Source organism: Donghicola sp. XS_ASV15 (assembly GCF_041224595.1).
Classification (GTDB): Bacteria; Pseudomonadota; Alphaproteobacteria; order Rhodobacterales; family Rhodobacteraceae; genus Donghicola.
In genome coordinates, this window is sequence record NZ_JBGFGN010000105.1 from 44,134 (window position 1) to 55,133 (window position 11,000).

10 protein-coding genes and 1 pseudogene are annotated in these 11,000 nt (G+C 59.3%); all 11 read right to left on the reverse strand.

Going from position 1 to position 11,000, the window contains the following annotated elements; all coding sequences use genetic code 11:
* Positions 1-210: 210 nt before the first annotated feature.
* Positions 211-645 carry a type II 3-dehydroquinate dehydratase gene (gene aroQ, locus AB9K37_RS04165; RefSeq protein WP_369835687.1) on the reverse strand — a complete coding sequence of 145 codons (435 nt, stop codon included), beginning with the start codon at positions 643-645 and terminating at the stop codon, positions 211-213.
* 151 nt (positions 646-796) lie between these two features.
* Positions 797-1,912 (reverse strand): class I SAM-dependent RNA methyltransferase, encoded by a 1,116-nt coding sequence (locus AB9K37_RS04170; RefSeq protein WP_369835688.1) that lies wholly within the window; start codon positions 1,910-1,912, stop codon positions 797-799.
* Positions 1,913-2,022: 110 nt separating this feature from the next.
* Entirely contained in the window at positions 2,023-3,270 is a 1,248-nt protein-coding gene (locus AB9K37_RS04175) for a saccharopine dehydrogenase family protein (RefSeq protein ID WP_369835689.1), read from the reverse strand.
* 61 nt (positions 3,271-3,331) lie between these two features.
* Positions 3,332-4,426, reverse strand: coding sequence for a carboxynorspermidine decarboxylase (locus AB9K37_RS04180; RefSeq protein WP_369835690.1), 1,095 nt, complete (start codon positions 4,424-4,426; stop codon positions 3,332-3,334).
* A gap of 174 nt (positions 4,427-4,600) precedes the next feature.
* A complete protein-coding gene (locus AB9K37_RS04185; protein ID WP_369835691.1) occupies positions 4,601-5,791 on the reverse strand; it encodes an acetyl-CoA C-acyltransferase in 1,191 nt (396 codons plus the stop codon).
* A 169-nt stretch (positions 5,792-5,960) separates the two neighbouring features.
* Positions 5,961-7,217: a TRAP transporter large permease gene (locus tag AB9K37_RS04190; protein ID WP_369835692.1), complete on the reverse strand. Its 1,257-nt coding sequence runs from the start codon at positions 7,215-7,217 to the stop codon at positions 5,961-5,963.
* 13 nt (positions 7,218-7,230) lie between these two features.
* Positions 7,231-7,803, reverse strand: coding sequence for a TRAP transporter small permease (locus AB9K37_RS04195; protein WP_072707491.1), 573 nt, complete (start codon positions 7,801-7,803; stop codon positions 7,231-7,233).
* A complete protein-coding gene (locus tag AB9K37_RS04200; protein WP_369835693.1) occupies positions 7,803-8,762 on the reverse strand; it encodes a TRAP transporter substrate-binding protein in 960 nt (319 codons plus the stop codon). The genes AB9K37_RS04195 and AB9K37_RS04200 overlap by 1 nt, the downstream gene beginning before the upstream one ends.
* A 71-nt stretch (positions 8,763-8,833) precedes the next feature.
* Entirely contained in the window at positions 8,834-9,586 is a 753-nt protein-coding gene (locus AB9K37_RS04205) for an SDR family NAD(P)-dependent oxidoreductase (RefSeq protein ID WP_369835694.1), read from the reverse strand.
* A gap of 51 nt (positions 9,587-9,637) precedes the next feature.
* Positions 9,638-10,675, reverse strand: coding sequence for a transketolase family protein (locus AB9K37_RS04210; protein WP_369835695.1), 1,038 nt, complete (start codon positions 10,673-10,675; stop codon positions 9,638-9,640).
* Positions 10,672-11,000: pseudogene (locus AB9K37_RS04215) on the reverse strand (hypothetical protein); the annotation flags it as partial. The gene AB9K37_RS04210 and the pseudogene AB9K37_RS04215, both read right to left, overlap by 4 nt.

An 11,000-nucleotide genomic window follows, 5' to 3' on the forward strand; every position in this document is an offset into this window, starting at 1 on the left:
GCTGTCGCTCAAGGCAATGAGGGGTCGTCTGCATCATCTTCGTTCCAGAATATTGAGGGATGCCCAGAGTAAGAGGCGTGCGGGCGAGTATCCCCATCCCCCGCCCTATCGGAACGGAAAAACGCCCGTTTCGTCTGGAAACGGGCGCTTAGATGTATGCGATGGGAACAACGGTTTCCGATAATGAACACCGCGCCCCACTTGGAAACCTCAGACCAGCTGAACCAAGCGGCGTAGCGCAGCCATGTAACCTTCGATCCCCAGCCCAGCGATCACAGCTGTTGCAATATCAGAGACATAAGAGTGATGGCGGAAAGCCTCGCGGGCGTGGACATTGGAAATGTGGACCTCAAAGATCGGCATCTCGCAGGTCACCAATGCGTCGCGGATTGCCACTGACGTGTGCGTGTAAGCCGCAGGGTTGATGACGATTCCGCACGCCTCGAGACGGGCGCGCTGCACCAGTTCTACGATTTCGCCTTCGTGGTTGCTCTGGGCAAAGACCAGTTCGTACCCGTGCTCCGACGCCAGCGCACGACACTTGGCTTCGACATCAGCCAGCGTGTCATAGCCATAGACTTCGGGTTGGCGGGTGCCCAACATGTTCAGGTTGGGCCCGTTCAGGAAAAAAATCGGTTTCGACATAGGGATGCTCCGGAATAGATCGGCCAAGGCCTCTCAAATTCCGGCGCTCCGGTCAATTGCAGAGCGTACAGAAGCAAGAGACAACTTCTGGACAGGCCGGCGATCTGCCCGCGCCGATCAAAGGTTGGGTTTTACGCGCACCCAAGATGCGTCACGTCAGCGGGTCCGTCTGATGCAGCGTGATCCGCATGCCGCCATGGGGCACGGGCGGCGTTGTGGGTAGGAATGGCAGACCCGTCGCCTTGGCCAGACCACCATCTGTAGTGATGATACCAACACGCCAGCCTTTGAAACGCTCTGACAGGGTTTTTCCCAAGGCGCCATACAACGCAAAAAGCTGTTTCTTGTTGCCAATGCGGCCACCATAGGGTGGGTTCACGATAACAATGCCGGGCGCGCAATCGGGGCGCTGTAAGTCGCTGACCGCTGCGTGGCGGAATTCCGTTAAAGTAGCGACGCCCGCCTTTTCTGCATTCACGGTGCTCATGTGGATCGCGCCAGTATCGCGGTCCGACCCGTAGAACTGAGCGGGGGCCTTTTGGGGCTGCACGCCGGCCTTCATCGCGTCAAACGCGGCTGCATCGAAATTCCTCAGCGTCTGGAAAGCAAAACTACGGGTGCGGCCGGGATAGAGACCCATCGCCATTTCCGCCGCCTCGATCACAAAGGTGCCGGACCCGCACATCGGATCCAGTACCGCTTGCGACCCGTCATACCCCATCTGCCGCAGGAAAGCGGCGGCAAGGTTTTCGCGCATGGGCGCCTTGTTCACACGCTCCTTGTGGCCGCGTTTGTGCAGACTTTCACCGCTGGTATCGACGCTAAAGGTGCAGAGGTCATCCTCGATCCGCAGCTTAATCACCAACTCTGCCTCGGGATCAATCACGGCACCGACGCTGTCTTTCAGCGCGGTCTTCACACGGTCCGCTGCGGCGCGGTCGTGGTAAATCTTGGATTTACGGCAGGTGGCCTCGACCTTGACGGATACACCCTGCGGCAGCAGTGCGGCCCAGTCGATCTTGCGACTGCGCTTATCCAGCTGCGCCAAGTGCATCGCGCGAAAACTGGCAAAACGGGCCAAGACCCGCACTGGAGTCCGCAGTTGCAGATTGGCGCGCCAAACCTCGGGCCAGTCGCCGCGAACGGTGACACCGCCCGCCTGCTGGGTCACGCCAGAGAAGCCGCGCTCGCGGGCCTCGGCGGTGATGACGCTTTCCAGCCCCGGCGGGGCAACCAAGAAGATGTCGAAGGTGTTTTCAGATTCCATGCCCGCTTCATTAGCGGCATTCCGGCAGGCACGCGACAGAAATCAGGTCATAGGCACGCAAACGAAAAAGGGCGGGGAAACCCCCGCCCTGCATCCATCTATCAGACGAATTATTCGTTCCAGGCTTTGTCTTCTCCGCCCAAGCCACCAACCTGCACACGGGTCGGCAGACCGATGTTATCGAGGATGGTGAAGAAAGGCTTGGGGTCCAGCTCTTCGACATTTTTCATCGTCTTGGCGTCCCACTCGCCGGTCGCAACCAGCATTGCGGCAGCCACGGGCGGCACACCGGCGGTGTAGCTGATCCCCTGCGAGCCAACCTCGTTGTAGGCGTCCTTGTGGTCGGCCACGTTGTAAACGAACACCTCGACGTCCTGACCGTCTTTGGTACCCTTGACCAGATCGCCGATGCAGGTTTTGCCTGTGTAGTTCGGCGCGAGGCTCGACGGATCAGGCAGCACGGCCTTCACCACTTTCAGCGGAACGACTTCCTGTCCTTCGGCGGTCTTCACAGGCTGTTCGGACAGCAGGCCAAGGTTCTGCAGAACAGTGAACACGTTGATGTAGTGATCGCCAAAGCCCATCCAGAAACGCACATCTGCCTGCGGGTAGTTGGTCGCAAGCGAGTGCACCTCGTCGTGGCCGGACTGGTAGGCGCGGCTGGTGCCAACGACCGGCAGCTCCCAGTCGTGACCGGTCTCGAACATCTTCTTCTCTTTCCACTGCTGGTCTTCCCAGTAGTAGACCACGCCGGTGAATTCGCGGAAATTGATCTCGGGGTCGAAGTTGGTGGCAAAGTACTTGCCGTGCGAGCCCGCGTTGATGTCCACGATGTCGATGGACTTCACCTCGTCCATGTATTCGTCGATCGCAAAGCGCGCAAACGCGTTCACAACACCCGGGTCAAAGCCCGCACCCAGAATGGCGGTCACGCCCTTCTCGGCGCACAGGTCACGCTTTTTCCACTCGTAGTTGGCGTACCACGGCGGGGTCTCGCAAATTTTGGTCGGGTCTTCGTGAATAGCGGTGTCGATATAGGCCGCACCGGTTTCGATGCAGGCATCCATGACGGTCATGTTCACAAAGGCCGAGCCGACGTTGATCACAATCTGCGCGCCGGTCTTGTTGATCAGCGCTGCAACAGCCGCACTGTCCATCGCGTCAACCTGATGGGCTTCCAGAACGCCCTCTTGCTTCATCGCGTCCTTTTCACGGACCGACTCAAGGATCGCCTCGCACTTGGAAAGCGTCCGGCTTGCGATATGGATATCACCAAGCACATCGTTGTTCTGCGCGCATTTATGCGCCACGACCTGAGCGACGCCACCAGCGCCGATGATGAGTACGTTCTGTTTCAACGTATCGAACCCCCTTGTCTCTGTGTTTAGGGAAAAGTTCTATCGCCCGAAGACGACGCGATCACGACAAGGCTGCCGCGAAATCTTGATAATCAAAGTCCCGAACCAGACGCTCGGTTCCATCCAACTCGCGGATGGCAATAGCGGGCATCTTTACGCCATTGAACCAGTTCTTTTTGACCATCGTGTAGCCAGCCGCATCTTGAATGCTGATGCGATCCCCTGCCTTTAGCGGCTCGGGGAATTTGAATTCGCCAAAGATGTCACCGGCCAGACAAGATTGGCCGCAGACCATCCATTCCTGATCACCGGACTGCTCCATCCGCGCGCTTTCGCGGTAGATCAACAGGTCCAGCATATGCGCTTCGATGCTGCTGTCCACAATGGCAAGGTTTTTGCCGTTGAACAGCGTGTCCAGAACGGTGACCTCGAGCGTGGTGGATTTGGTGATCGCGGCCTCCCCGGGCTCTAGATAGACCTGCACTTCATTCTGGTCACTAAAGCGTTTCAGACGTTCGGCCAGTTTTTCCAAGGGGTAGCCTTCGCCGGTGAAGTGGATGCCGCCGCCAAGGCTGATCCATTTCATCTGGCGGATCAGGTAGCCAAAGCGCTGCTCTATGCCGTTCAACATTGCGTCAAACCGGTCAAAATCCGCATTCTCGCAGTTGTTGTGGAACATGAAACCGCTGATCAGATCGACCACGGGTTCGATATTCGCGGGATCATGTTCGCCAAGGCGGCTGAAGGGCCGCGACGGGTCCGCCAGATCAAAGCCGCTGGTCGACACACCCGGGTTCACGCGAAGACCGCGCGTGTGGTTGCGGCTAACTTCCTCGAAACGGTTCAGTTGCCCGACGGTGTTGAAGATGACCTTGTCTGAACTTGTCAAGACTTCGTCAATCTCGTGATCCGCCCACGCCACGGAATAGGCATGGGTTTCGCCCGGAAACTTCTCTCGCCCCAGCTTCACTTCGTATAGCGAGCTAGAGGTCGTGCCGTCCATATACTCGCTCATCATGTCGAACACGGACCAAGTGGCAAAGCATTTCAGCGCCAACAAAGCCTTGGCCCCAGAATGCTCGCGCAGCCACGCGATCTTTTCCATGTTCGGCAACAGGCGCGATTTGTCGATCAGGTAATAGGGCGTCTGGAGCATGTCTCTGCCTTCCGGTTAGCGCATCCGCACAGGACATCGGCATATATGGAAAGACCCCAGACCCGACAAGCCAAGGATCGCCGATAATTCACGGGAATCGTTTCCTGTGCCGATACTTAGCGCCCGTTGCCGAAAACTCCAAAGCCTGAAAGCTCACAACATTCTTACGCAGGTCTAGTTGACACGTTCGATGGCAATAGCTGTCGCCTCCCCGCCGCCGATGCACAAGGACGCCATCCCGCGTTTCAGGTCATACGTTTCAAGCGCGCTCAGCAGTGTGACCATGACCCGCGCCCCTGACGCACCAATCGGGTGGCCCAAGGCACAAGCCCCGCCATGAATATTTACCTTCTCATGGGGTAGATCGAGGTCCCGCATCGCCGCCATCGCGACGACGGCAAAGGCTTCGTTGACCTCGAACAAGTCAATATCCTTCAGGTCCCAGCCCGTCTTCTCTGACAGCTTGCGCATGGCCCCAATCGGAGCCGTCGGGAACAGGTTTGGCTCGTGGGCATGGGTGCTGTGCCCTTGGATGATCGCGCGGGGCGTCAGGCCTCGGCGCTCCGCTTCGGACATGCGCATCAGAACCATCGCCGCAGCGCCATCGCTGATAGACGACGCATTTGCCGCCGTGACCGTCCCGTCTTTGCGGAAGGCAGGGCGCAGACCGGGTATCTTATCAGGGCGTGCGTTACCGGGCTGCTCATCGGTATCGACCTGAACCTCTGCCCGTCCCTGACGCACAGTGATCGGCGTAATCTCTGACGCGAACTTGCCTTCTTTGATCGCGGCATTCGCGCGGTCCAGAGACGCAATGGCATAAGCATCCTGTGCCTCTCGGGTGAATTGATAGGCCTCGGCACAATCCTCGGCAAAGGTGCCCATCAGACGGCCTTTGTCGTAGGCATCTTCCAGGCCGTCCAGAAACATGTGGTCAATCACCTGACCGTGCCCCATCCGGTAGCCGCCGCGCGCCTTGGGCAGCAGGTAGGGGGCGTTCGACATGCTCTCCATCCCGCCCGCGACCATGACTTCCGCGCTGCCCGCGAGGATGAGGTCATGTGCCAACATCGCCGCCTTCATCCCTGATCCGCACATTTTGTTGACGGTCGTTGCCCCAGCAGACAAAGGCAGCCCCGCGCCCAAGGCCGCCTGACGCGCCGGAGCCTGCCCCTGCCCCGCAGGCAAGACGCAGCCCATAATAACCTCTTCCACTGCATCCGCGCTCAGGCCCGCACCGGTCAAAGCACCTTTGATCGCGCTGGCCCCGAGTTCAGCCCCAGAGGCCCCTTCGAGCGCGCCTTGGAAACCGCCCATCGCTGTTCGAGATGCACCGACAATGACAATCGGATCTTTGCTGGACATGAAACTCTCCCCTGTTTCGTCCGTGGCACACTCCTCCGTGCCCGTACTTGCCAGAGTGATCTGCGCCCTGCCCTCGTGTCCAGCAGCGCGGGAAAGTCACGCTGCGTCACGCAAACAAAAACGCGGGCCCCGCAGGACCCGCGTCGTTGCTATAAATGGCCTGCTTCGATCAGTAGATCGTCAGCGCAGGCACGTAAGATATGAGCAGCAGCACAATCAGCGCCACCGCATAAAACGGCAGAAGCGATTTGACCGTCGGCCCTAGTTTGGAATCCGCGATCCCCATCGAGATAAAGAGCGTCGTCCCCACAGGCGGCGTATACAGACCAACGGCCAAGTTCACGACCATCATCAGGCCAAGCTGCACCAGATCCAAACCGATCGACTGACCAATGGTCACGAACAGCGGTCCCAGCAGCAGCACAGCTGCGGGCAGGTCAAGGAAGGCCCCGACGACCAGCATCACGAGGTTCAGCATCAGAATGACCATCCAAGGATCCGCAAAGGTCGCGGCGACCCAAGATGCCAATTCCTGTGGAATGCGCTCTGCTGTCATGACCCACTGAAGCGTCGAGGACGCCATGATGATCAGCATCACCGCGCCGGTCATCGCGGCCGTATCGACGAGCGCGTTCCAGATTTCCCGCGGGCCAAGGTCTCGGTAAATAACGCCTGAGACCAGCAGTGCGTAGGCCACGGCCATCACCGACACTTCGGTCGGGGTCGCAATGCCGAAACGCAGGGTGCCGATGACGAAGATGGGCATGATCAGCGCTGGGATCGCAGCAAAGAGCTGCCCCTTGAAGGCGTGGAAGCCCCCTTCGAGCGGCGAGCGCGGCAGGTTTTGTTTACGCGCGGTCCACCACACAGTGGTGAACATGCCCACACCCAGCAAAATGCCAGGCAGAATACCTGCAACAAAGAGATCCACGATCGACACGTTCGACACGAGGCCAAACAGGATCAGCGGGATCGACGGTGGGATCAGGACCGACACGGTCGAAGACGCCGAGTTCACCGCAGCCGCAAAGCCCGATGGATACCCCTGCTTCTTCTGTACGGGGATCAGCGCGTTCCCCAATGCCGAAGCGTCCGCCACAGCCGAACCCGACACGCCGCCGAACATGACAGAGCCGATGATCGAGACTTGACCCAAACCGCCCTTCATATTCCCCACGAAAAGGCGCGCAATGTTCACGAGGTACTGCCCGAACCGGCCCGACATCATCAGGTTGCCCGCCAGAATAAAGAACGGGATCGCGAGCATCGGAAAGCTCTGCGTCGGCGTGTACAGGCGCTGCGCAATCACCGCCATCGGCTTGCCATCCAGCCATAGGGCCGCTGCCACGCCCCCCAGCATCGCGTGCCCGATCGGCACCGCAAACGCTAGCAGGATAAAGAATACCCAGATCATAGGTCCGGTCATGGCTTCCCCCCTCTTAACTCAAACTGCGACGTTCGACGTCGCTGGTCGCCACGGACGCACCACTCAGCAGGCGCAGGATCTCGAGCACCGAGATCAGGCCCATACCTGCGAATGCGTAAACAAGGCTCAGGTAGCCCCAGTACTGCTTGATCCCCAGCGTCGACAAAGTCTGGAACTTGGACGCAATCAGGATTGGCTGGCTGGACTGTAGAACTGTGACAGAAATCACGATGATCGCGACTTCGATCATCACAAGAAGACCGCGCCGCAAGTCTACGGGCAGGAAATCGGGCAAAATGGTGATCGCGATGTTTGTACCGCGCGATGCGGCAATCACCAGCCCCGATGCCACCAACCAAGGGAGCAACAGCGCGTGGATTTCATAGGCCCAAGAAATACCGGACCCGAAGGCATAGCGCAGGACCACGTTGGCCAACAGCGCCACGAACATAAATACAATGGTGCCGACCGCGATTAGCTTTCCCGAGAGCGCGATCAGACGGATGATCTGCGTGACATACCGGTGAAGGGGACGCGTTTGCGCCCCCTCCCCATTGTTCGGGCTCACGCCGAAACCGTTACCCATTACTGGGCCGTCGCCTCTTGCAGCGCTTTGACCAACTCGGGGTAGGTCTCTGCGTACTTTTCGTAGACGGAAGCGGTTGCGGCTTTGTAGGCCTCTTTGTCGGCGTCAGCGAAAGTTGCGCCTTCTTCCTTCATTTTCGGCGGCAGCGAGGTGTCGCCTTCCTGGCTCAGGTTGCGCTGCAGTTCGCCCGCTTCGGCAGTCGCCTTCAGCGCGCATTCCTGCTTGTCTGCGTCCAGAGTTGCCCACCAAGCGAGACCTGCGACCACGGGGGTCGACTCGTACTTGTGGCCGGTCATGGTCACGAAGGGGGTGATCTCGTGCAGCTTGGCCGAGTAGATGTTGGTCAGCGGGTTTTCCTGACCGTCAAACACGCCGGACTGCAAAGCGGTCGGCAGTTCCGACCATGCCAGCGGTGCGGGCGCCGCACCCAGAGCTTCGAAGATGTCGACGGTCATCTGATCCGGGGGCGTGCGGATTTTCATACCCTTCAAGTCTTCGGGGGACGAGACGTTTTTGGAAACGTGGGTAACGTTACGGATGCCGTTATCCCAGAAACCCAGGATCTTCAGACCCGAGTTTTGCGCGCGCTCGTCGAGCATATCGCCGACTTCGCCGTCCAGAACTTCCCATGCGCTCGGCAGGTCGTTGAACAGGAAGGGCAAACCCAGCAGACCGATCTCGGGGACGATCTGGCTCATGGCGCCTTGGCTGTTGGCCGAAACCTGAATAACACCTGCAGTTGCAGAGGTCAGCATCTCAACATCGTTGCCCAGAGTGGCCGACGGCGCGTGGTTCACGGTGTCGCCAGAGCACTCTGCATAAACTTCTGCCCACTTCTCAGCAGCGACGTAGCGGGGGTTCCCGGGGTTCGCGCCATGAGCGAAAATAACTTCTGCTGCGTTTGCGGTACCCGCGACCATGGTGGTTGCGGCTAGTGCAGCGTAAATAACGGATTTCATTAGTCTCTCCTCGTTACTAACTTACAGTGAAGACCGCAGCGCGAACTCCTCCGAACGCGCTGCGGAGGGGTTTAGTGGATGAGCGAGCCGCCATTCACATCAACCTCGGTGCCGGTGCAATATGCCGACAGATCCGAAGCCAGGAACAGAGCGCAGCCTGCTACATCCGATGCCTCGCCGGCGCGACCCATGGGGATGCCTTCGACGATCATCTCTTTCATCTCAGGGGTGAGTTTACCACCCGTAATGTCGGTCGCGATGAAGCCGGGGCAGATCGCGTTGAAGCGGATCTGGTCGGGTGCGAATTCACGCGCCATCGCCTTGGTCAGGCCCAGAATGCCTGCTTTTGCTGCCGAGTAGTGCGGGCCGCCAAAGATGCCGCCGCCGCGCTGAGCGGACACGGACGACAGGTTAACGACGCTACCGGATTTCTGCTGTTGCATAATCGGCATGCAAACCTGCGACATGTAGAGGGTGCCACGCAGATTCACGTCCATGACAGCGTCGTAGTTGCCAGCTTCGATCTGAAGCGACTTCAGCGGCTGGGTGATGCCTGCGTTGTTCACCAGAATGTCGATCCGGCCCCATTTGGCGGTCAACGCGTCAACAGCTGCTTGGCATGCGTCCTTGTCGATGACGTTACACGCCAGACCAACATGCTGCTCGCCGATATCGGCGGCTGCTGCCTTGGCTGCGTCTTCGTCCAAGTCCAGAATCGCAACGGTTGCGCCGTGCTCGGCGAATAGTTTTGCAGTCGCTTTACCAAGGCCACGTGCCGAAGCCGCGCCGGTGACGATTGCGAATTTACCTTCTAGTAGGCCCATGAGCGCCTCTCCTCCGAAGTAGTAGTGATTAGGGGTGTGTCGCGGGGGGCCTTAGAGCCACCCCTTGATCTGTTCTGCGACCTTCGAAACCGAAAGGCCGTACATGTCGTGTAGGGTCGGCAGCGCGCCCGCCTCGAGGAATTCGTCAGGCAAGCCGATCATGCGGAATTTGGGGGCCACACCGTTGGTCAACAGGGCACCGGCGACAGCCTCTCCCAGACCGCCGACCTTGGTGTGGTTCTCGGCGGTGATGACCAGACGGCCCCCTTTGGACACCTCGGCGACGATGGTCTCGACGTCCAGCGGTTTGATGGTCGGGCAGTGCAGCACGGCCACGTCGACGTTGTCCTTGGCCAGTTGCTCGGCAGCATCCAGCGCGCGCATGGTCATGAAACCGGTCGAGATCACCAGCGCATCCTTGCCCTCGCGGATCATCTGCGCCTTGCCCAGTTCGAACTTGTAGTCCGGCTTGTGGCGGGTCAGCACCGACGGCACCTTGCCGCGCAGCAGGCGCGAATAGACGGGGCCGTTGTGTTCGGTCATCGCAGGAACCATGCCCATGATGTCGTCGGCACAGCAGGGATCGATGATGGTCATGTTCGGCAAGCCGCGAAAGATCGCCAGATCCTCGGTCGCTTGGTGGCTGGGGCCGTAGCCGGTGGTCAGACCGGGCAGCGCACAGCAGATTTTCACCGGCAGGTTCTCTTCGGCGATCGCCATGGCGATAAAGTCATAGGCGCGGCGCGAGGCGAACACAGCATAGGTGGTGGCAAAGGGAATGAACCCCTCTCGCGCCATACCAGCGGCAGCAGACATCAGGATCTGCTCGGCCATCCCCATCTGGTAGAACCGGTCGGGCATCTCGTTGCCCAAGATGTGCAGGTCGGTGTATTTTCCAAGGTCGGCCGTGAGGCCGACGATACGGTCGTCCGCTTTCGCAGCCTCGACCAGAGCTTGACCAAAGGGGGCCGCAACGGTGTCGTACCCTTCGGCGGCCAGCGAGGCGATCATCGCGCTTGTGGCCTGACGTTCCTCTTTCGGGGTGACTTTGCGCGGCTCGTACTTGCGCGCCATCGATGCCATGGTCATGCGGGCTTTCCTTCTTCAAGAACGTCCAGAGCCTTGCCCCATTCATCTGCATCCACGCGGACAAAGTGGGTGATCTCGCGCTGCTCAAGGAACGGAACACCCTTGCACATGGTGGTGTCGAAAATGATCACGCGGGGACCGTTGTGGTCGCTATTTCGAGCCGCATCCATGGCCGCAACCACAGCGTGTGAACGGCGGAGCAATACTCGGCCACGGTAGCGACGGCATAGTGTTGTCGCGGGCGGCGTAAAAGTCGTCCACTTTTGCCCTTTCGGATTTCGGGAGGGCTTGGGGATATACACCGTGGACTTGTATTTGAAGGTGC

What these genes read in the sequence shown, in the direction of transcription:
- aroQ (WP_369835687.1), bottom strand. Translation starts at nt 645, where the DNA reads ATGTCGAAACCGATTTTTTTCCTGAACGGGCCCAACCTGAACATGTTG.
- AB9K37_RS04170 (WP_369835688.1), bottom strand. Translation starts at nt 1,912, where the DNA reads ATGGAATCTGAAAACACCTTCGACATCTTCTTGGTTGCCCCGCCGGGG.
- AB9K37_RS04180 (WP_369835690.1), bottom strand. Translation starts at nt 4,426, where the DNA reads ATGCTCCAGACGCCCTATTACCTGATCGACAAATCGCGCCTGTTGCCG.
- AB9K37_RS04185 (WP_369835691.1), bottom strand. Translation starts at nt 5,791, where the DNA reads ATGTCCAGCAAAGATCCGATTGTCATTGTCGGTGCATCTCGAACAGCG.
- AB9K37_RS04190 (WP_369835692.1), bottom strand. Translation starts at nt 7,217, where the DNA reads ATGACCGGACCTATGATCTGGGTATTCTTTATCCTGCTAGCGTTTGCG.
- AB9K37_RS04195 (WP_072707491.1), bottom strand. Translation starts at nt 7,803, where the DNA reads ATGGGTAACGGTTTCGGCGTGAGCCCGAACAATGGGGAGGGGGCGCAA.
- AB9K37_RS04200 (WP_369835693.1), bottom strand. Translation starts at nt 8,762, where the DNA reads ATGAAATCCGTTATTTACGCTGCACTAGCCGCAACCACCATGGTCGCG.
- AB9K37_RS04205 (WP_369835694.1), bottom strand. Translation starts at nt 9,586, where the DNA reads ATGGGCCTACTAGAAGGTAAATTCGCAATCGTCACCGGCGCGGCTTCG.
- AB9K37_RS04210 (WP_369835695.1), bottom strand. Translation starts at nt 10,675, where the DNA reads ATGACCATGGCATCGATGGCGCGCAAGTACGAGCCGCGCAAAGTCACC.